At 63.3% G+C, this 19049-nt stretch carries 21 protein-coding genes; 6 read left to right on the top strand and 15 right to left on the bottom strand.

The window, feature by feature from the left end; genetic code table 11:
- The first annotated feature begins 30 nt into the window (after positions 1-30).
- Both ACEWPL_RS03155 and ACEWPL_RS03150 read left to right on the top strand, forming a co-directional pair.
- Positions 31-2412 (top strand): xanthine dehydrogenase family protein molybdopterin-binding subunit, encoded by a 2382-nt coding sequence (locus tag ACEWPL_RS03155; protein ID WP_393934585.1) that lies wholly within the window; start codon positions 31-33, stop codon positions 2410-2412.
- A gap of 85 nt (positions 2413-2497) precedes the next feature.
- On the top strand, positions 2498-3286 hold the full coding sequence (locus tag ACEWPL_RS03150; protein WP_393934586.1) for an FAD binding domain-containing protein: 789 nt from the start codon (positions 2498-2500) through the stop codon (positions 3284-3286).
- A 76-nt stretch (positions 3287-3362) separates the two neighbouring features.
- On the opposite strand, the gene infC is transcribed toward ACEWPL_RS03150, so the two are convergent.
- Positions 3363-3908, bottom strand: coding sequence for a translation initiation factor IF-3 (infC, locus tag ACEWPL_RS03145; protein ID WP_393935361.1), 546 nt, complete (start codon positions 3906-3908; stop codon positions 3363-3365).
- 210 nt (positions 3909-4118) lie between these two features.
- On the opposite strand from infC, the gene ACEWPL_RS03140 reads away from it, so the two are divergent.
- Positions 4119-4934, top strand: coding sequence for a translation initiation factor 3 (locus tag ACEWPL_RS03140; protein WP_393934587.1), 816 nt, complete (start codon positions 4119-4121; stop codon positions 4932-4934).
- A gap of 82 nt (positions 4935-5016) precedes the next feature.
- On the opposite strand, the gene ACEWPL_RS03135 is transcribed toward ACEWPL_RS03140, so the two are convergent.
- From ACEWPL_RS03135 to ACEWPL_RS03110, 6 genes are all read right to left on the bottom strand, one after another.
- A complete protein-coding gene (locus ACEWPL_RS03135) occupies positions 5017-5880 on the bottom strand; it encodes a ferredoxin--NADP reductase (protein ID WP_393934588.1) in 864 nt (287 codons plus the stop codon).
- Between the two features lie 73 nt (positions 5881-5953).
- Positions 5954-6358 carry a DUF934 domain-containing protein gene (locus tag ACEWPL_RS03130; RefSeq protein ID WP_393934589.1) on the bottom strand — a complete coding sequence of 135 codons (405 nt, stop codon included), beginning with the start codon at positions 6356-6358 and terminating at the stop codon, positions 5954-5956.
- Positions 6355-7116, bottom strand: coding sequence for a phosphoadenylyl-sulfate reductase (locus ACEWPL_RS03125; protein WP_393934590.1), 762 nt, complete (start codon positions 7114-7116; stop codon positions 6355-6357). The genes ACEWPL_RS03130 and ACEWPL_RS03125 overlap by 4 nt, the downstream gene beginning before the upstream one ends.
- The gene (locus ACEWPL_RS03120) at positions 7103-8794 is read right to left on the bottom strand and encodes a nitrite/sulfite reductase (protein ID WP_393934591.1); all 1692 of its coding nucleotides are present in this window, start codon (positions 8792-8794) and stop codon (positions 7103-7105) included. The genes ACEWPL_RS03125 and ACEWPL_RS03120 overlap by 14 nt, the downstream gene beginning before the upstream one ends.
- Positions 8795-9112, bottom strand: coding sequence for a DUF2849 domain-containing protein (locus tag ACEWPL_RS03115; protein ID WP_393934592.1), 318 nt, complete (start codon positions 9110-9112; stop codon positions 8795-8797). It lies immediately after the preceding gene.
- The gene (locus tag ACEWPL_RS03110; RefSeq protein WP_393934594.1) at positions 9109-10092 is read right to left on the bottom strand and encodes an NAD(P)-dependent oxidoreductase; all 984 of its coding nucleotides are present in this window, start codon (positions 10090-10092) and stop codon (positions 9109-9111) included. Before ACEWPL_RS03110 ends, ACEWPL_RS03115 begins: the two co-directional genes overlap by 4 nt.
- A gap of 141 nt (positions 10093-10233) precedes the next feature.
- Here ACEWPL_RS03110 and ACEWPL_RS03105 point away from each other — a divergent pair, with 141 nt between their 5' ends.
- Positions 10234-10695 (top strand): Lrp/AsnC family transcriptional regulator, encoded by a 462-nt coding sequence (locus tag ACEWPL_RS03105; protein WP_393934596.1) that lies wholly within the window; start codon positions 10234-10236, stop codon positions 10693-10695.
- Here ACEWPL_RS03105 and tpiA read toward each other — a convergent pair.
- The 8 genes from tpiA to ACEWPL_RS03065 form a co-directional block, all read right to left on the bottom strand.
- Entirely contained in the window at positions 10690-11451 is a 762-nt protein-coding gene (tpiA, locus tag ACEWPL_RS03100; RefSeq protein WP_393934597.1) for a triose-phosphate isomerase, read from the bottom strand. The genes ACEWPL_RS03105 and tpiA overlap by 6 nt on opposite strands.
- A gap of 116 nt (positions 11452-11567) precedes the next feature.
- Complete coding sequence (locus tag ACEWPL_RS03095; protein ID WP_393934599.1) at positions 11568-11918, bottom strand: HesB/IscA family protein; 351 nt, start codon at positions 11916-11918, stop codon at positions 11568-11570.
- A 29-nt stretch (positions 11919-11947) separates the two neighbouring features.
- Positions 11948-12667, bottom strand: coding sequence for a DUF3307 domain-containing protein (locus ACEWPL_RS03090; protein WP_393934600.1), 720 nt, complete (start codon positions 12665-12667; stop codon positions 11948-11950).
- A gap of 73 nt (positions 12668-12740) precedes the next feature.
- Entirely contained in the window at positions 12741-13403 is a 663-nt protein-coding gene (locus ACEWPL_RS03085) for a MarR family transcriptional regulator (protein ID WP_393934602.1), read from the bottom strand.
- Between the two features lie 50 nt (positions 13404-13453).
- On the bottom strand, positions 13454-13816 hold the full coding sequence (locus tag ACEWPL_RS03080; protein ID WP_076533093.1) for an SUF system Fe-S cluster assembly protein: 363 nt from the start codon (positions 13814-13816) through the stop codon (positions 13454-13456).
- A gap of 72 nt (positions 13817-13888) precedes the next feature.
- Positions 13889-15289 (bottom strand): 30S ribosomal protein S6--L-glutamate ligase, encoded by a 1401-nt coding sequence (gene rimK, locus ACEWPL_RS03075; RefSeq protein ID WP_393934604.1) that lies wholly within the window; start codon positions 15287-15289, stop codon positions 13889-13891.
- 105 nt (positions 15290-15394) lie between these two features.
- Positions 15395-15691: a hypothetical protein gene (locus tag ACEWPL_RS03070; protein WP_393934606.1), complete on the bottom strand. Its 297-nt coding sequence runs from the start codon at positions 15689-15691 to the stop codon at positions 15395-15397.
- The gene (locus ACEWPL_RS03065) at positions 15688-16578 is read right to left on the bottom strand and encodes an SPFH domain-containing protein (protein WP_393934608.1); all 891 of its coding nucleotides are present in this window, start codon (positions 16576-16578) and stop codon (positions 15688-15690) included. The genes ACEWPL_RS03070 and ACEWPL_RS03065 overlap by 4 nt, the downstream gene beginning before the upstream one ends.
- Positions 16579-16678: 100 nt before the next feature.
- Here ACEWPL_RS03065 and tgt point away from each other — a divergent pair, with 100 nt between their 5' ends.
- Both tgt and ACEWPL_RS03055 read left to right on the top strand, forming a co-directional pair.
- Entirely contained in the window at positions 16679-17809 is a 1131-nt protein-coding gene (tgt, locus tag ACEWPL_RS03060) for a tRNA guanosine(34) transglycosylase Tgt (RefSeq protein ID WP_393934609.1), read from the top strand.
- 117 nt (positions 17810-17926) lie between these two features.
- On the top strand, positions 17927-19021 hold the full coding sequence (locus ACEWPL_RS03055; protein WP_393934611.1) for an alkene reductase: 1095 nt from the start codon (positions 17927-17929) through the stop codon (positions 19019-19021).
- The last annotated feature ends 28 nt before the right edge of the window (positions 19022-19049 follow it).

Below are 19049 nucleotides of genomic sequence, written 5' to 3'. Positions count from 1 at the left end.
CGCCCACCCGCCAACCCCAGGGAGAGACATATGCCCAAGGATAATGCACCCGATCATGGCGGCATTGGCGCCAGCCCGAAACGGCGCGAGGATGTTCGATTTTTGTCGGGCACCGGCAACTATACCGACGATATCAACCTGCGCGGTCAGGCCTATGTGCATTTCCTGCGCTCGGACGTCGCCCATGGCAAGCTGAACGGGCTGGACCTGAGCGAGGCGGAAAAGATGCCGGGTGTGCTGCGCATCTTTACCGGCGATGATTTCAAATCTGCAGGCTCGATTCCCTGCGGCTGGCAGGTGACCGACCGCTTCGGCAACCCCATGCAGGAGCCGCGCCACCCGGTGCTGGCCGAAACCCATGTCCGCCATGTGGGCGATCCCATCGCCGCCATCGTGGCCGAGACGCGCGATCAGGCACGGGATGCTGCCGAGGCCATCATTCCCGATATCGAGGAACTGCCCGCCGTCATTGACATGGCGAAGGCATTGGAGGATGGCAGCACGAAAGTGCATGAAGAGCTGACCAGTAACCTTTGTTTTGACTGGGGTTTTGTAGAAGAGAACAAGCAGGCGGTCGATGACGCGATCAAGAATGCCGCACATGTTACGACCGTTGAGTTGATCAACAACCGCCTCGTTCCCAACGCCATGGAGCCGCGCGTTGCCATCGGCGACTTCAACCGCGGCACGGGCGAGTCGACGCTCTACACAACGTCTCAGAACCCGCATGTCATCCGCCTGCTGATGGGCGCGTTTGTCCTGAACATCCCGGAGCATAAACTGCGCGTTGTGGCCCCGGATGTGGGCGGCGGTTTCGGCTCGAAAATCTATCACTATGCCGAGGAGGCGTTCTGCACTTTTGCCGCCAAGGCTTTGAACAGGCCAGTAAAATGGACCTGCACCCGGTCCGAGGCGTTCCTGAGCGATGCGCAGGCGCGCGACCATGTGACCAAGATCGAACTGGCGCTTGACAAGGATAACAACTTTACTGCTGTGCGTACCGATACGCTGGCCAATATGGGCGCGTATCTGAGCACCTTCGCGCCCTCGATCCCGACATGGTTGCACGGCACGCTGATGGCAGGCAATTACAAGACGCCGCTGGTCTATGTGAATGTGCGCGCGGTCTTTACCAATACCGTTCCGGTAGACGCCTATCGCGGCGCGGGCCGCCCCGAGGCAACCTATCAGCTGGAGCGTGTCATAGACAAAGCGGCGCGGGAGCTGGGCGTCGATCCCATCGCGCTGCGCCGCCAGAATTTCATCACGGAATTTCCGTATCAAACGCCCGTTGCGGTCGAGTATGATTCGGGCGATTTCAATCGCTTGGCCGACAAACTTGAAGCGCAGGCGGACCTTCCGGGCTTTGACGCGCGCCGCAAGGAGAGCGAGAAGAACGGCAAGCTGCGCGGCCTTGGCATCAACTGCTTCATCGAGGCCTGCGGCATCGCGCCCTCGAACTTGGTCGGGCAACTCGGTGCGCGCGCGGGCCTTTATGAAAGTGCGACAGTGCGCGTGAATGCCACCGGCGGCATTACCGTGATGACTGGCAGCCACAGCCATGGGCAAGGGCATGAGACGGTCTTCCCGCAGGTCGTGGCCGACATGATCGGCATTCCGGCCGACATGATCGAGATCGAGCATGGCGACACCGCCAATACGCCAATGGGCATGGGCACTTATGGCTCACGCTCGATCGCCGTGGGCGGCAGTGCGATGGTGCGCGCCACCGAGAAGATCATTGCCAAGGCCAAGAAAATCGCGGCGCACATCATGGAAGCCTCGGACGAGGATATCGAGCTGAAAGACGGCAAGTTCACCGTCGCGGGCACCGATAAGTCGCTGGCCTGGGGCGACGTGACGCTGGCGGCTTACGTTCCGCATAACTACCCGCTCGACGAGGTGGAGCCGGGGCTTGAGGAGACGGCCTTTTACGACCCCAACAACTTTACCTACCCGGCGGGCGCCTATGCCTGCGAGGTCGAGGTTGATCCGGAGACCGGCAAGGCCACGATCGAGCGATTCACCACCGCCGATGATTTCGGCAATATCGTGAACCCGATGATCGTAGACGGGCAGGTGCATGGGGGGCTGACCCAAGGCATTGGCCAGGCGTTACTGGAGAATTGCACCTATGACGCGGACGGGCAGCTCCTCTCAGCCAGCTACATGGATTACTGCATGCCGCGCGCAGATGACGTGCCGTTCTTCAAGATCGACCACTCGAACGGGACAGCCTGTACGCATAATCCGCTGGGCGTGAAGGGCTGCGGCGAGGCGGGGGCCATCGGCTCGACGCCCACGGTGATCAACGCGGTCGTCGATGCGCTGCAATCGGGCGGCTACAAAGTGGACCATGTGGACATGCCCGTGACGCCGGGCCGCGTCTGGCAGGCGATGCAGCAGGGCTGAGAGGTGGGCGTTTCGGGGCTCCGCCCCGGACCCCGGGATATTTCCGGCAAGAAGAATGGCTTGCCGCAGTTTGGGAGATGACGGGATGTATGCATTCGAAATCGAGCGGCCCACGACCATCGCAGATGCGGTCAAGGCGTTGGCCACAGACGAGGCGCAACCGCTTGGCGGGGGGCAGACACTGATTCCGACGCTCAAGCAGCGACTGGCGATGCCGTCGGTCCTGGTCAGCCTGTCGGGGATTGCCGAGATGAAGGGCATCTGCACCGATGATGCGGGGCGGATGTGCATCGGCGGAGGCACGACCCATGGCGAGATCGCCGCAGGAGCGGGCGATTTTGCCGGGCTCGCGGCGATGGCGGCGCGGATCGGCGATCCGGCGGTGCGCAATCGCGGCACGATCGGCGGAAGCCTGGCCAATAACGATCCATCGGCCTGTTATCCGGCGGCGGCGCTGGCGGCGGGCGCGACAATCCGCACCAATAATCGCGAGATCGCGGCCGATGACTATTTCCAGGGCATGTTCGATACGGCGCTGGAAGAGGGCGAGATCATCGTCGAGGTGAAGTTCCCGGTGCCCAAGGCATCAGGCTATGCCAAGTTCGAACAGCCGGCCTCTCGCTTTGCGCTAGTGGGCGTGTTCGTGGCCAAGTTTGCGGAGGGCGTGCGCGTGGCGGTCACGGGTGCGTCCGAGGGCGGTGTCTTTCGCTGGGAGGAGGCGGAGGATGCACTGTCGAAATCGTTCGACGCGGAGGCCTTGAAGGGGCTGAGCGTGCCGGCAGATGGCATGATGGGCGATCTGCATGGGACGCCGGAATACCGCGCGCATCTGGTGGGTGTCATGACCCGCCGGGCGCTGGCGGCGGCCCGCTAGAACGGAAAGGCAGCGCAAAGTAAAACGGCCCGGAGTGATCCGGGCCGTTTTCGTATTCTAATGAGAGGGTCGTGGTTCAGCGCGGGAGGGGGCCGATGATCATGATCATCTGGCGGCCTTCCATCTTGGGCATGTTCTCGACCTTGCCGGTACCTTCGACATCGGCTGCCACGCGTTGCAGCAGCTCGCGGCCCAGATCCTGGTGCGCCATCTCGCGACCGCGGAATCGCAGCGTGATCTTGACCTTGTCGCCGTTTTCCAGAAACTTGAAGACGTTACGCATCTTGACCTCGTAGTCATGCGTATCGGTGTTGGGGCGGAACTTGACCTCCTTCACCTCGATGATCTTCTGCTTCTTTCGGGCCTCGGCCTCACGCTTTTGCGTCTCGTACTTGTACTTGCCAAAATCCATGATCTTGCAAACCGGAGGCTTGGCGTTCGGCGAAATCTCGACCAGATCCAGCCCTGCCTCTTCGGCCATCTCAAGGGCGCGCGGGCCCGAGACGACGCCGACATTCTCACCATCGGCCCCGATCAGTCTGATTTCGGCGTCACGGATACGTTCGTTGACGCGGGGGCCTGTGTCGCGCGTCGGCGGCGCGTTGTGCGGTCTGCGGGCTATGGCTTTGATCCTTCGATGGTTGATGAAATCTATGAGGTGGCAAGGTAGTCATCGCTCGGTCGGGATTCAAGCGGCAAAATAGGCCGATACGCGCCGAAACCGGGGGAATGGCCCTTGCGCCTTGCCGGGGCGGCAGGCAGATATCACAGTGTGAAATATTGCCTCGTCGCCGGCCACGGGGCGCGGCAAGGATATTATGGGGATGACGATATGAAAAACCTTCTTTGGATCGCGCTGGCCGCGATCGTGCTGATCGGCGGCTATGTGCTGGTCACCGGCAAGTCGCCGACCGAAATTATCGAGACCGAGACCGAGGGCGAGACGATCGAGGCGCCCGCGGAGATCGAGCAGACCGCAGACGAAGCCGCAGATGAGGCGGACGCCGCTGCGGACGAGGCTGCGGCCGAGGTCGATGCCGCCGCAGAGGAAACCGGCGACGCGGTCGAGGCGGCCAGCGATGAGGTTCAGGAGAATGCCGATGACGCGATGAACGCGGTCGAGAGCGCTGGCGAGGACGCCGCCGACGTGGCAGAAGGCGCGGCGGATGCCGCAGCCGAAGGCGCGCAAGAGGCTGTGGATGCGATGTCCGAAGAGGGCAGCGATGCGATGCAGGCGGTTGACGACGCTGTCAGTCAAGGCGCGGACGCAGCGGCTGATGCTGCAGACGCAGCGGCCGATACGGCGACCGAGGCCGGCGATGCTGCGGCAGACACGGCAACGGAAGCTGCAGATGAGGCCACTGGCGCCGCAACCGAAGCGGGCGAGTCCGCTGAAGAGGCCGCGTCCGAGGCAGCAACCGACGTCGCGACCGAGGGCACGGATGCCGCGACTGATGCCGCTTCTGATGCTGAAACTCCGCTGACAGTCGAGAATTTCGACATGGATGCCGCAGCTCAGATGATCGAGGACTCGGACATCAACGAGACGCAAAAGACGCTGCTCAAGACAACGCTGCAGCAGGCACGGGATAACCCTGAATTGCTGCGCGCCGCGCTGGAGCAGGCACGCGCCGCGCTGGGGATGTAATCCCACGCCACGCCGCTGAAAATAGAAGCCCGCAGCAATCACTTGGCGCGGGCTTTTTCATGTCCGGCAGGGCGGGCACGGGTTAGTCAAGAAACGCCTTTTCCACCACGTATTCACGCGGAGCAGAATTTGCCCCCTCGTGCAGCCCGTATTCCTCAAGCAGGTCCTTCAGTTCGAGGTTGAAGGCCAGGTTGCCGCAGATCATCGCGCGATCCGTCTCGGGGGCGAGGGGCGGCACGCCCAGATCCTCGAATACCTCGCCAGAGCGCATGAGGTCGGTGATGCGGCCCATCTTGGGGCCCTCCTCGCGGGTGGTTGTGGGATAATAGCGCAGCTTGGCCGCAAACTTGTCGCCGATCAGCTCTTCGAGCATTTCGTTGCCGCGCACATCCTCGATCAGCTGCGCGCCATAGGTGAGCTCGCCCGCCGTGCGACAGGTGTGTGTGATGATGACCTCGTCATAATCCTCATACGTCTGCGGATCGCGCAGAAGCGAGGCGAAGGGGGCAAAACCCGTGCCGGTCGCGAAGAGCCAAAGGCGCTTGCCGGGCAGGAGGGCGTCATGCACCAGCGTGCCCACCGGCTTGGGGCGCAGGATCACTTCATCGCCGGGCTGGATATGCTGCAGCTTTGACGTCAGCGGCCCGTCCTGCACCTTGATCGAGTAGAACTCAAGCTCGTCATCCCAGGAGGGCGAGGCGATGGAATAGGCCCGCAAGAGCGGCTTTTGCTTGCCTGTCACCGGGTCCGGATCGCCCATCAGGCCGATCATCACGAACTCGCCCGAGCGGAAGCGCAGCGAGGCCGGGCGCGTCACCCGGAAGGAAAAGAGCCGGTCCGTCCAATGCGTGACTTGGGTGACGGTCTGTGCGTCGGGCAGGGCGGGCGCGGCGCGCGGCGGCGTCTTCTGGGCGGCGGTATCGGGCACGTGGGTCATCTCGTTCATATGGTCATGTCACCGGCGTTTTAAACCGGTGCCTTCCGTATAGTCCTTGGGCTGGATCAAATAAAGGCGGCGTTCAGCCGCGCAGGCGGGCCTGATAGTCATGCGCGCGCCAGTCGGCCCGAAAGAGCCACTGATCCTCGGGCTGACGCTCGGCCAGGCCTGCGTCTATTTCCACCTCGTCAAAGCCGCAGCGCCGCGCCATGCTGTATTGATCGGCCAGGACATGCCCGCGCGCCCGCAGGCGCCCCTTGTAGCCCATCAGGCGCAGCTGACGCGCGATGGAAAAGCCGCGCCCATCTGCCGAGCTGGGAAAATCCACGCGGATCAGCGCGATCTCGGGCAGGCGGCCGGCCAGTTCGGTGGGATCCACCGAAGAGGCAAGATCGATGCCGTGGCCCGCGCGTGCATCCTCGAGCGCCGTGATCGGCGCGGTCCAGTCATCGGGGCCAAAGCCCGCATCCGTCACGATAACGCTCATGCGCTTTCTCCTTGTTTGATGAATTTGCCGTCTACGAGGTGGATTCCGCATTCCGTCTTGGCGCGGCCCTTCCAGCGGCCCGCGCGCTCATCCTCGCCCGCCGCGACCGGCGAGGTGCAGGGCATGCAGCCGATCGAAGGATAGCCTTGGGCCACCAGGGGATGGCGCGGCAAGCGGTTTTCCTCGATATACGTGCGCGCGTCGCCGCGCTGCCAATGGGCCAGCGGATTGACCTTGAGCCGGCCTTCGTGCTCGTTATCCGCCGCTTCGACCTCGAAGAATTCGAGGGTCGCGCGCGCCGCGCCCTGATAGCGTTTGCGCCCAGTGATCCATCCGTCGAAGCCTTTGAGGGCCCGCGCCAGCGGCACCGTCTTGCGCAGGGCGCAGCAGGCGTCGGTATCTGTCTGGTTCAGCATCGCGGCTGGGTCGCGCGCCTTCAGCTCGGCCGGATCGGGGCGGATGACGCGCATGTCCCGCAGGCCCAGCCGCTCGGCCAGTTCCTGCTGATAGACCAGCGTCTCGGCAAAGAGCATGCCCGTCTCAAGGAAGATGACCGGCGTCTCGCGCCGCGCCAGCGCAACCATATGCAAGAGCACGACCGATTCCGCACCGAAGGACGAGACCAGCGCCAGCGGCCCCACGTCTGGGTCATGCAGCGCACGCGCCAGGACGGCAATCGCCGAGTGGTGGCGATAGGCTGCGTTGAGCGCATCGGCGCGCGCCTGCAGGGCGCTTATGGGCGCCTCATGCCGGGACATGGGCCTCCGCCTTTCTGCGAGGACGGGCAGCCTCCCCGCCGTAGAGCGCGGATGTGAATGGCTCCATCCCAAGACGGCGATAGGTCTGCAGGAAAGTCTCGGACGCATCCGCGCGATGCGCGAGATAGGCCAGCATGATCGCCTCAATGGCAGGTACGATATCCTCGGCCGAAAAACCCGGCCCTGTCCGGTCGCCCAGCCGGGCATCCGCGCCGCCATCGCCGCCGATGGTGATCTGGTAATTCTCGACCCCCGCCCGGTCGAGGCCAAGGATGCCGATATGGCCCACATGGTGATGCCCACAGGCATTGATGCAGCCCGAGATCTTGATCTTCATTTCGCCGATCTCATGCTCGAGCTTGAGCGCGTCAAAGCGAGTCGCGATCTCCTGCGCGATGGGGATCGAGCGGGCGGTCGCCAGCGCGCAGTAATCCATGCCGGGGCAGGCGATAATATCGCTGATGAGCCCGATATTGGCGGTGGCAAGGCCCACTTCGCGCAGCGCGGTATGAAGGCTGGGCAGGTCCGATTTGTGGACATGCGGCAGGATCACGTTCTGCTCATGGCTGATGCGCAGCTCATTATGGCCATAGCGCTCGGCCAGATCGGCCATGACGCGCATTTGTTCGGCCGTGGCGTCACCGGGCGTCTCGCCATGCGCCTTGAGGCTGATCGAGACGATGGCATAGCCCGGCGCGCGGTGTGCGGCGAGGTTGGTGTCGGCCCAGGCGCGAAACACCGGATCAGCGGCGCGCGCGGCATAATAGCCGTCCGTGCCCGCCTCACGGAACACGGGCGGCGCGAATTGCGCGCGGATGGCGCCCAGAAGCTGTTGATCGACGCCGGTGAAGGCGGGGCGGATCAGCGCATAGCGTTCCTCGACGCGGGCGCGGATATCGTCGATGCCATGCTCATGCACGGTGATCTTGATGCGTGCCTTGAACTTGTTGTCACGCCGCCCGATGCTGTTCCAGACGCTGACGACAGCCTCCAGGTAGGGCAGCAGATCCTCCTCGGGCAGGAAGTCGTGCAGGATTTTGCCGATCATTGGCGTGCGGCCCAGCCCCCCGCCCACGATCACGCGGTAGCCGATCACGCCGTTGCGGCTGACGATGCGCAGGCCAATGTCATGCGCCAGCGTCACGGCGCGGTCCATCGGGCTGCCGGTCACGGCGACCTTGAACTTTCTGGGAAGGAACTGGAACTCGGGATGATCCGTGGACCATTGGCGGATCAGCTCGGCAATGGGGCGCGGATCGGCCACCTCATCTGCGGCGGCCCCGGCAAAATGATCCGCCGTCACGTTGCGGATCGTGTTGCCGCTGGTCTGGATTGCGTGCATCTGCACCTCGGCCAGCGCATCGAGGATATCGGGCACATCGGCCAGCTTGGGCCAGTTGAACTGGACGTTCTGGCGCGTGGTGAAATGGCCATAGCCCTTGTCCCAGCGCTCGGCGATCATGGCCAGCTGGCGCATCTGGCGCGCGTTCAGCGTGCCGTAGGGGATAGCAACGCGCAGCATATAGGCGTGGAGCTGAAGGTAGAGGCCATTCATCAGGCGCAGCGGCTTGAACTCGTCTTCGGTCAGGCTGCCATCCACGCGCCGGGCGACCTGCGCGCGGAACTGGCGGTTGCGCTCGGCCACGAAGGCCGCGTCGAATTCGGAATAAGTATACATCTACTGCGCCTCCGCCTGCTTGCCGTGGAGATAATTGGACGGGCCGGTGCGGCGGAACTCCTCGCGAAAATGCGTGGGCTGGGGGCCTGTTGCCGTGGCAGACATCTCGGCCAGATAGGCGCCAACGACCTCGCGGGCGCGGGCCTGGGCCGTCAGCAGGCGCAGATCGGCATCGGCCTCGTCGGTCAGAATTTCGGCTTCTGACAGTTGGCGCGTCCATGTATCCGCCTCGGTCAGGTAGACGACATCGCCCTCCAGCAGGGCATTGGCGGTAATGACTTTCGGGGTGAATTCGCGGTGTGTTGATCGGGACATCATGCGGTCTCCTCAAGCGGGAAAAGGGCGGGTACGGGCGCGATGCCCGGTATGATCTGCGGCGGCACGCCTGCGCTGTGACAGTCCGAGATGAGGCGCGCATCGGGCGCGGTCGGGACTAGACAGATGACGTGAGTGCCGCGCGCGGCCGTATCGATCAGAGGCTGCGCGACCCTGGGGAGGGGGCCGAAGGCTGCCTCGCGGCGGGCCAAGTCCAGCACGGCAGGCGAGATGTCTGCGCCGTGCAGCACCTGATCGGCCTCATGCAGCACGCGGCGCGTTTTCTGCGGCAAAAGCTCGGGATCGGCGCTGGCGACGATGGCAAAGGTGACACGGCCCGGCTGGCTTGCCTCGCCGAGAGTGGCGGCAAGCTGTGCCTTGAGCAAACCCTGCAAGTCCTCCTCGCCGCGCTCCAGCGCCGCGGGACCGCTGGAAAAGAAGAACCCGCTCCAAAAGGCGCGGCGCGTGCGGCCCATGGGCAATGCCTCGGCCATGCCGCGAAATGCGCGCGCGGCGCGGGCCAGCGGGCCCAGCGTGGCCGGCAGCATCGCCTCGATATCTGCCTTGATGCTGCGCGCCAGCACGGGCGCGGTGCCCTCGGTGCCGATTGCGATGGTCACCGGATCGCGGTCGACGATGGCGGGCGTGATGAACTGGCTGCCCTCTAGGTTATCGACGATATTCGTCAGCGCGCCATCCGCACGGGCCAGCGCCACGGTGCGCGCGTCCTCGGCGGCATCCTCATCGGCCGCATAGAACAGCGCAGCGCAGAGCGCATCGCCCGGCGCCATCGCGCGGCGGATCAGCGCGAGGCGCCCCTGAGCGGCCCAAGCTTCGATCTCGGGCGCGGGGGCGGGGGTAAGGACCGTCAGCCGCGCTTCGGTCTTCATCAGCAGGCGCAGCTTGGCCAGCGCGGCGTCGCCGCCACCCGACAGGACGACGCGGCGCCCCTGCAATGCAATGAAGATTGGAAAATGTCTCAAGGCCTGTCCATTCCATTTGACTTGCCCTCATATATAGAAAATATTCCCACCAAAGCGCTATGGGGGGCGGATCAATAAGGACATACGTTCCATATTGCACCCGCAACCATCGCGAAATTCCATGAACGAGGGAAAACCGGAATGGCTGTTCGTCTGGACGATCTGGATCGGAAGATCCTTGGTGAGTTGCAGGCCGATGGAGGCCAATCGCTGGACGATATCGCCAAGTCGGTGGGTAGCTCCAAGACCCCCGTCTGGAACCGCATTCGCAAGATGCGCGAGGCGGGCGTGATCCGCCACCAGACCTATCTGCTGGATGCCGAGGCGCTGGGGTTTGAGGCGTGTTTCTTTGTCCTCATCCGCACGTCCGAACATGACGCAGCGTGGCAGCAGGCTTTTCTCAAGGCGCTCAAGGGCCGCCCCGAGGTGCAGGAGGCGCACCGGCTCGCCGGGGATATCGACTATATCCTCAAGGTCCGGGTCAAGAATGCCCGCGCCTATGATACCTTCTACCAGGCGCTGATTTCAGAGGTGAAGGTGCATAACGTGACGGCTTTACTCTCGATGGAAGAGATCAAATCGACCACCATGCTGCCGCTATGACGCTTTAGCTGCGTCCTCCAAGGCACGGATGATAGGAGAAAAATCATCTACCTTGAGGCTAGCGCCACCCACCAGCGCGCCGTCCACGTTGGAGACGGCAAAAATCTCGGCGGCGTTGGCGCCCTTGACCGATCCGCCATAGAGCAGGCGGACCGAGCGGCCCACACCGGCGCCAGAGCGCCGCTCCAGCCGGGCGCGGATGAAATCATGCACCTCGCCGATCTGGTCCGTCGTCGGGGTCAATCCAGTTCCGATGGCCCAGCACGGCTCGTAGGCGACGACGGTATTCTCGCCGGTCGCCGTATCGGGGATCGACGATGACAGCTGCCCGCCGATGATGTCGAGCGTGTTCTGCGCCTCGCGTTGTGCGAGGCTCTCGCCGACACAGATGATGGCCAACAGCCCGGCGGCATGGGCAGCCTTGGCCTTGACGCGCACGTCGTCCGACGTCTCGCCATGGTCGCTGCGCCGCTCGGAATGGCCCAGAATGACCGCTCTGGCGCCGACATCCGCCAGCATCGCGGCCGAAACATCGCCCGTATGGGCGCCGGACGCCTCCGCATGGCAATCCTGCCCGCCGATGGCCAGCGCGTGGCCCATGGCGCGGTCTGCGGCACCGGGGATGAGGGGGAAGGGCGGGCAGATCAGCAGATCGACTGCGGCCCCGTCATGCGCGGCGCAGAGTGCATCCAGCATGTCCAGATCGGCACGCAGTCCGTTCATCTTCCAATTGCCTGCTGCCAGTTTGCGCCGCATACCGCCCTCCATGATGTCAGGTGGCATCATCGCCGATGGCGCGGGATCATGCAAGCGGGCTCACGCCGGGCATGTTCCGGGATAATCACGGAATATCAGCGCTTTGGAGCGCGAAGCTACGTGTTGGCGAACTTGATCGACTCGCCGCAGCCGCAGGCCTCGGTCACGTTGGGATTGTTGAAGCGGAAACCGGATTCAAGCAGGCTGACCTCGTAATCGATCTCGGTGCCGAAAAGAAACATCTGGGCCATCGGAGCAATCATCACGCGCGCTCCGGATTCTTCGACCACCTCATCATGCGGATCGACCTCGGTGACGTATTCCATCGTGTATTCCATGCCCGCGCAGCCGCCCTTCTTGACGCCGATGCGCAGGCCCTGATGGCCATCCTTGGCCATGAGCCTGGCGATCTGCGTCGCCGCGCGGTCGGTGATGGTGACGGCTTGTTTGCCGGGAATTCCGAACATGAGTGCGATCCTTTGCCTTTGCGGTCAATCTAGGGGCTGAGGCCAGCAATCTCAAGCGGGGGCAGCAGATCGAGGGCGCGGCGCGTCGCCTCGGCGGTCAGGATGGCCCAGCCGAAGGAGGCGAGCGTTCCGATGATAACATATTCCGCCGTGCGCTGGTCGCGCGTTGCGGTGCCGAAGCGCAGGATGGATTTGGCCGCAATCAGAAACCCGACGCCCAGGGGCTGGCCCATCAGGATCAGTGCAAAGATCAGCCCCCGCTCCAGCAGGCCAATCTGGCGGCCGCCATCCTGCAAGCCATTGTTGCGGATACGGTTTCCATGTGGGCGCATCAGCAGAGCCACTGCATATTGCCCCGCGATCAGCGTGACGATCAGGCCGGTCAGAAGGGCCATCAGGGGCAAAAGCACTGGGAGAGCGTGCCATGCGCCGGTCGCCCATAGCTGAGGCACGAAGGCAGCCAGCAGGGCCAGCGTGGCGATATGCGCCGCCTGGTCTGTCAGAAAGCCGCGCAGGTGGTGAAACCCGCCCCGGATCTTGACCGCGTCGATGACGACATGCGCCGCCGCCAGCGCCAGAAGCCACGGGCTGGTCCATTGGCCCAGCGCCACCTGAGCGCATAGAAGCACCAGTGCCCCATGCAGCATCATGACGGATGGGCGGTGTTTGCGGGCATTGATCCACGCGGTCTGCAGGACGAAATCCGCGACCACATGAGCAAAGAGAAGGGCGGTGAAGGTGGCGATCATCGGACAAACACCTCAGGCAGGCAAGTGATTGAGCTTGCTTTAGTGAAAAGCAACGGGTTTGGCTTGCAACCGGTCACTCCATTGCCTCGATCGCTTCAATCGCCGCCATGATTGCAGGGTATCCAGCGCTGTTCAGCGCCTGATCCACCGCTTGGCGCGATATGCCGATCTGTTCGGCCGCGACACGCCGTGGACCGGCGCCGGGTGGTAGCATTAAGCAGAGCGAGCGGGCCTGCGCCTGCGTCCAACTGTGCGAGATATAATCGGCAAGCCTGAAGGCCGCGTCCATCGCACCGCCGTCCGCATGCGCCATGAGGGTATCCCCGGCCAGCTCTTCCAGAAGGCGCCCGGAGGCCATGAAGGCCGGACCATGCGCGCTGTTGAGATCCGCAAAGGCGAGGCCGTCAGCGGTTTTCGAGCTATCACTTATCATATCTGGCAACTCGCCTTCGCCGGAGGCGACCGCGATGCGGGTCGAATACTCGGAATTCATCAGCCGCAACCGCGCCTTGATATAGAGGCAGAAGCGGAGGGCGAAGGCAGGCCGATTGATTGCTATCTGCCATCCATCACCGCCGCGCCGCGCAAATCCGGTTATGGTGTTTTCATCATCTGAATGCCCCCAACCGGAGCATTCCAAGGACACTTCCCGGACGTCTCGCATGATGGCATCCAGCACATCCGCCGGCATGGCGGACGATTCGACGATATCGCCTGTAAGGACGGACCAGTTCATAAGCAAGCAATAGGGCTTGCATTTTTAAAAAGCAAGTTAAATAACTTGCCCTACATGAAGCCCAGTTCCAAGCGTGCCTCATCGGACATCATGTCCATGCCCCAAGGCGGCTCCCACACTAGCGAGACATCGACCTGCTTGATCCCGTCCAGCGGCTCGATCGCGTCAGCGACCCAGCCGGGCATCTCGCCCGCGACAGGACAGCCGGGGGCGGTGAGGGTCATGATCACCTTGACCGCGTTCTCATCGTCGATGTCGATCGTATAGATCAGGCCCAGATCATAGATGTTCACCGGAATTTCCGGATCGAACACGGATCGGCACGCCTCGACGATCTCCTCGTATTTCGGATGCCCGGTAGAGGAGGGCGCGATCAGCGGGATGCCCTCGAAGGGCTGGGGATTTTCGGTCATGTCATATCCTGCGGCTTTGCCTGAGCGAATATATAGGGATTAAGCGGCGGGACGTAAAGTGTGCGCCAACCTCTAGCTCGCCTTGCGCTTGCGGATCGGGGCAGGGCGCACGCGGGCCTCGATCGTCTCGTAGAGCTTGCCGACGATGTCTTTGCCGGTCGATCCCTCGATGCCCTCGAACCCGGGCGAGGAGTTGACCTCGAGCACCTTCGGACCTTTCTCGGCGCGCAAGAGATCGACACCCGCCATGTTCAGATCGAACGCCCGCGCGGCGCGCAGGGCCGTGTCACGCTCTTCCTTGGTGATGCGCACGGATTTGGCGCTGCCGCCCCGGTGCAGGTTCGAGCGGAAATCACCCTCAGCCCCGGTGCGCTTCATCGAAGCGACGACCTTGCCACCGATCACGAGGCAGCGGATATCCTCGCCCGCCGCCTCCTTGACGAAATCCTGCACGAGGAAATTGGCTTTCAGGCCCCGGAATGCGTCGATCACAGATTCCGCCGCCTTTTTCGTCTCGGCCAGCACGACGCCCTTGCCTTGGGTCGATTCCAGCAGCTTGACGATCAGCGGCGCGGTCCCGACGAGGCCGATGATATTGCCGGTATCGCGGGGGGACGCGGCGAAGGCGGTGTTGGGCATCCCGATCTTGGCGCGGGCCATGATCTGATGCGCGTGCAGCTTGTCGCGGCTGGCGACGATGCCAGCTGACCCGTTGACGCAATAGGTGCCGATCGTCTCGAACTGGCGCAGGATTGCGGCGCCGTAGGGCGTGATCGACGCGCCGATGCGCGGGATCACCGCATCGAAACGGGGCAGGCGCTTGCCATCGTAATGCACTTCGGGCGCCATGGCGTTGATCGCCATGTAGCAGCGCGTGGTGTTGACAACCTCCACGGTATGTCCGCGCTTTTCGCCTTCTTCCACCAGACGCCGGGTGCTGTAATTGTCCTCGCGGCTGAGCACGGCGATACGCAGGGCGCGGTCGGGCGCTTCACTGCGCATCTTGGAAGTCGAATAGACGTCGTAGCTGAGTTCAGGCTGCAAGAAGCGGTCGGTCGCCACGATCGAGATGTGATCCTTGAGCGCCTGGCGTCCCAGCAGCATTCGACTGGCCATGCCCCCGCGATTGGTCAGCGTGATCTCGATGGGCCAGCTATCGCCATTCACCGCCAGAGGCGACTCGATCACGAAACGCGATTCGCTCTCGCCATTGGAGGATGTGACCTCGCGCCGGTCGATGATCAGGGCCGAGCAGGGAATGACCAGATCGTCACGGCCCGGAATCGGGTGCAGGGTAAAGCGCACCTTGGGCCGCGCGGCGGGTCCGAACGTCTCGATATCGAAGGCATGGAGCGCGGAGGTGCGCGCTCCGGTATCCACCTTGGCGCGAATGGCGGGCACGCCCAGCTTGGGCAAACCCACCCATTCTTCCCATCCGAATTGCAGCGGTTCGGGCGGCTCGGAAGGGGACATGGGCAGGGATCCTTTCATGGGGCGCGCATATGCGAACTGCCTGTCTATCGCGATTCGAGCGAAGATACAGCCTTTGCGGCGCCATGGGCGGGTGGTGGCCTTACGTCAGTCCCTGTTGATATCCCCGCGCACCCGGCGCACCTGGCCGTTTTCCAACCGGAAAAACCGGCGCAGGACCAACCATGTCACCAGCGCCAGGATGGCGCAGAGCGCCAGCAGCACGGGCAGGCCCAGCGCGGTGGGTGCAAAGATCAGGAAAAATCCGACCGCCGCCGCACCCACGGCAAAGCCCAGCGCCAGAAAACCGGGCAGCACCACCTCGGCGATCGCCAGAAGCAGGGCCGCCGCCATCCAGACCCACCAAAGCGACCAGATCGGGAGGACTTGGGTTGCCTCGATCATGCCTTGCCCTTCAGCATCGAAAACGCGTTGCCGAACGCTTCGAGCGCGTTGGCCGGCACGAGAATGGTCGATGAGGACGGGCTGGCGCCCAGCGCATTGAGCGCCTCGACCTGTTTCAGCGCGACCTGATACTGAGCCGCCTCCAACCCGTTATCGGCAATCGCCTGCGCCACCACCGAGGTCGCATAGGCCTCGGCATCGGCGGCGATGCGGCGGGCCTTGGCGATCTGCTCGGCGGCATAAAGCTCGGCATCGGCGTTCAACTCGACCGCGCGCTTCTGGCCTTCCGCTTCGGTCACATGGGCGCGGCGGGCGCGCTCGGCATTCAGCTGCTGCAGCATCGCATCGCGGGTGGCCTGATCCAGGTTGACGTCCAGAATCTCGGCCCGCGTCACCTCAATCCCCCAGTTGTCCACAGCATCCTCGACCGAGTTCTTGATGGTCTGGATCAGCTGCGCGCGGTTCGATTGCACCTCGTCGAGGTCCATCTTGCCCATCTCGGCCCGCACGATTCCGGCGACGGTGGTGGCGATCGCGCCGTCGATGTCGCGGATGCGGTAGACCGTTTTTTCAGGCTGCACGATCCGGTAGAAGACCGAGCTGTCGACCTGCACCAGCACGTTATCCTTGGTGATCGCATCCTGGCTTGCCGTGGGCAATTGCCGCTCGAGAATCGAGATCTTGTGCGCGATCTTGTCGAGAAACGGCACGATCATGTTGATGCCCGGCCCCAGCACCGAATGCAGGCGGCCAAACCGCTCGACCACATGTTGCTCGGATTGCGGCACGATCTTGATGGCCTTGAAGATGACCAGCACGACAAGTAGCGCCAGCAGCAGCCACAGCAGATTGGACGACAGAAGGTCCAGCAGTTCGTCTTCGTTCATAAATTTCTTCCTGAAATAGCGCGGGACGGGCCGCCTTGGCTTTTGCAAACCTGTCTAATGCGCTTTATGCAGCGGCAAAAGTGAATAAGGGCTTGGCGTGATGACAAAGCGGATCGAATTTCAGTTGAACGCCACCGATGGCGCCGCGCGTACGGGCGTGATCACGACACCGCGAGGCGATATCCGCACGCCCGCCTTCATGCCGGTGGGCACCGCCGCCACGGTCAAGGCGATGATGCCCGAAAGCGTCGCGGCTACCGGCGCCGACATCCTTCTGGGCAATACGTATCACCTGATGCTGCGCCCCACGGCCGAGCGGATCGCGCGTCTTGGCGGCCTGCACGATTTCATGAATTGGCAGGGCCCGATCTTGACGGACTCGGGGGGCTTTCAGGTGATGAGCCTTGCAGACCTGCGCAAGCTGACCGAGGAAGGCGTCGCCTTTCGCAGCCATATCGATGGCTCGAAACACATGCTGACGCCCGAGCGGTCAATGGAGATACAGGCGCTGCTGGGCAGTGACATCGTGATGTGCTTTGACGAATGCCCCGCGCTGCCCGCGACGGACAAGGCAGTGGCGGAAAGCATGGAGCTGTCGATGCGGTGGGCAAAGCGGTCCAAGGACGCGTTCGGCGACCGGCCCGGTCACGCGCTTTTCGGCATCCAGCAGGGGGGCGTCACGCAAGAGCTTCGCGGCATAAGTGCTTCGAGACTAATCGAAATCGGCTTTGACGGCTACGCAATCGGGGGCCTCGCGGTGGGCGAGGGGCAGGAGGCGATGTTCGGCGTGCTGGACTACGCGCCGGATATGTTGCCGCAAGAAAAGCCGCGCTACCTGATGGGCGTGGGCAAGCCCGACGATATCGTGGGCGCCGTTGCGCGCGGCGTCGACATGATGGATTGCGTGCTACCCAGCCGCTCAGGAAGAACCGGGCAGGCCTGGACGCGGCGTGGTCAGGTCAACATCAAGAACGCGCGTCATGCCGATGATCCCCGCCCACTGGACGCGGATTGCACATGCCCCGCCTGCCGCAACTATAGTCGCGCCTATCTGCACCACGTCTTTCGCGCGCAGGAGATGATTTCGGGCATGCTGCTGACCTGGCACAACCTGCACTACTACCAGCAGATCATGTCAGGGATGCGAGCCGCCATCGCGGCGGGCACATTCGACGCATGGCAGTCGGATTTCCACGCCCAGCGCGCGATGGGCGATATCGAGCCGGTATAGCGACGTGTAAGCCCTGCTTTCGGATCATCACGAAAACTGAGGCGGTTGCGCCTTGCTGCACCGCAGCGGCCGCCTACCTGATGCTGTGCACTGTTTTATATCAGAAAGGCATCTAGGATGACCGAGAAACTCTTTACCCCTATCGACGCAGGCGCGAACCATGCTCAGAACCGCGTCGTGATGGCCCCGCTGACCCGCAACCGCGCTGATAAAGACACCGGCGAGGTGGGCGATATGCATGTGGATTACTATCGCCAGCGCGCAGGCGCCGGGATCATCATCACCGAAGCTACGCAGATCAGCCCCGAGGGCAAGGGATATTTCCAGACGCCTGGCATCCATACTGAAGGGCAGGTTGCCGCGTGGAAGCGTGTCACCAATGCGGTGCACGAGGCGGGCGGCAAGATCGTGATCCAGCTCTGGCATGTGGGGCGCATCAGCCATACCTCACTTCAGCTGGGTGGCGCGCAGCCTGTCGCACCTTCGGCCATCGCGGCGGATGTACAGACCTTCACGGCAAGTGGCTTTGAGGACACCTCTACCCCCCGCGCGCTGGATCTGGACGAGATGCCGCGCCTTGTGGCCGACTATGTCCATGCCGCCAAGATGGCCCGCAAGGCCGGGTTCGACGGGATCGAGGTGCATGGCGCCAATGGCTACCTTCTGGACCAGTTCCTGAAGACCGGCAGCAACACCCGAACCGATGCCTATGGCGGCAGCCCCGAGAACCGCGCCCGCCTGCTGCTGGAGGTGCTCGAGGCCGTAACTAAGGTCTGGGGCGGCGATCGCACCGGCCTGCGCCTGTCCCCGTTCTCGCCGGCAAACGGGATCGAGGATGCGAACCCGCAGGAGACGTTCGAATACCTGGTGCCGCAGCTCAACCGCTTCGGCCTTGCCTATCTGCACATGATTGAAGGCGCGACCGGCGGCCCGCGCGAGTTGAACGAAGGGCAGAGCCTCGACGCACTGCGGCGGCTCTGGGACGGGGTCTATATGGCCAATAACGGCTATGACCGCGAGATGGCCATCAAGGCCGTCGAGAGCGGGGCGGCTGACATGGTCGCTTTCGGGGTGCCCTTCATCGCCAATCCAGACCTGCCCGAACGACTAAGGCAAAACGCCCCCCTGAACGCGCCTGACAAGGACACGTTCTACGGCGGCGGGCGCGAAGGATATACCGATTACCCCGCGCTACCTGAAACGGTGGCCTGACACCTGCCACAGGAAGGGCGGCGAGCGT

The organism is Roseovarius roseus, from assembly GCF_043355935.2.
Taxonomy (GTDB): Bacteria; Pseudomonadota; Alphaproteobacteria; order Rhodobacterales; family Rhodobacteraceae; genus Roseovarius; species Roseovarius roseus.
The sequence above is the reverse complement of the archived record's forward strand: the minus strand, read 5'-3'. Positions and strand labels throughout refer to the sequence as shown.

Coding starts and splice junctions, on each gene's coding strand:
- ACEWPL_RS03070 (WP_393934606.1), bottom strand. CDS start 15,691: ATGATCGAGGCAACCCAAGTCCTCCCGATCTGGTCGCTTTGGTGGGTC.
- ACEWPL_RS03065 (WP_393934608.1), bottom strand. CDS start 16,578: ATGAACGAAGACGAACTGCTGGACCTTCTGTCGTCCAATCTGCTGTGG.
- ACEWPL_RS03155 (WP_393934585.1), top strand. CDS start 31: ATGCCCAAGGATAATGCACCCGATCATGGCGGCATTGGCGCCAGCCCG.
- tpiA (WP_393934597.1), bottom strand. CDS start 11,451: ATGCGGCGCAAACTGGCAGCAGGCAATTGGAAGATGAACGGACTGCGT.
- ACEWPL_RS03135 (WP_393934588.1), bottom strand. CDS start 5,880: ATGAACGAGATGACCCACGTGCCCGATACCGCCGCCCAGAAGACGCCG.
- ACEWPL_RS03115 (WP_393934592.1), bottom strand. CDS start 9,112: ATGATGTCCCGATCAACACACCGCGAATTCACCCCGAAAGTCATTACC.
- ACEWPL_RS03085 (WP_393934602.1), bottom strand. CDS start 13,403: ATGAACTGGTCCGTCCTTACAGGCGATATCGTCGAATCGTCCGCCATG.
- tgt (WP_393934609.1), top strand. CDS start 16,679: ATGACAAAGCGGATCGAATTTCAGTTGAACGCCACCGATGGCGCCGCG.
- ACEWPL_RS03150 (WP_393934586.1), top strand. CDS start 2,498: ATGTATGCATTCGAAATCGAGCGGCCCACGACCATCGCAGATGCGGTC.
- ACEWPL_RS03140 (WP_393934587.1), top strand. CDS start 4,119: ATGAAAAACCTTCTTTGGATCGCGCTGGCCGCGATCGTGCTGATCGGC.
- ACEWPL_RS03120 (WP_393934591.1), bottom strand. CDS start 8,794: ATGTATACTTATTCCGAATTCGACGCGGCCTTCGTGGCCGAGCGCAAC.
- rimK (WP_393934604.1), bottom strand. CDS start 15,289: ATGTCCCCTTCCGAGCCGCCCGAACCGCTGCAATTCGGATGGGAAGAA.
- ACEWPL_RS03105 (WP_393934596.1), top strand. CDS start 10,234: ATGGCTGTTCGTCTGGACGATCTGGATCGGAAGATCCTTGGTGAGTTG.
- ACEWPL_RS03055 (WP_393934611.1), top strand. CDS start 17,927: ATGACCGAGAAACTCTTTACCCCTATCGACGCAGGCGCGAACCATGCT.
- ACEWPL_RS03090 (WP_393934600.1), bottom strand. CDS start 12,667: ATGATCGCCACCTTCACCGCCCTTCTCTTTGCTCATGTGGTCGCGGAT.
- ACEWPL_RS03095 (WP_393934599.1), bottom strand. CDS start 11,918: ATGTTCGGAATTCCCGGCAAACAAGCCGTCACCATCACCGACCGCGCG.
- ACEWPL_RS03080 (WP_076533093.1), bottom strand. CDS start 13,816: ATGACCGAAAATCCCCAGCCCTTCGAGGGCATCCCGCTGATCGCGCCC.
- ACEWPL_RS03125 (WP_393934590.1), bottom strand. CDS start 7,116: ATGTCCCGGCATGAGGCGCCCATAAGCGCCCTGCAGGCGCGCGCCGAT.
- ACEWPL_RS03130 (WP_393934589.1), bottom strand. CDS start 6,358: ATGAGCGTTATCGTGACGGATGCGGGCTTTGGCCCCGATGACTGGACC.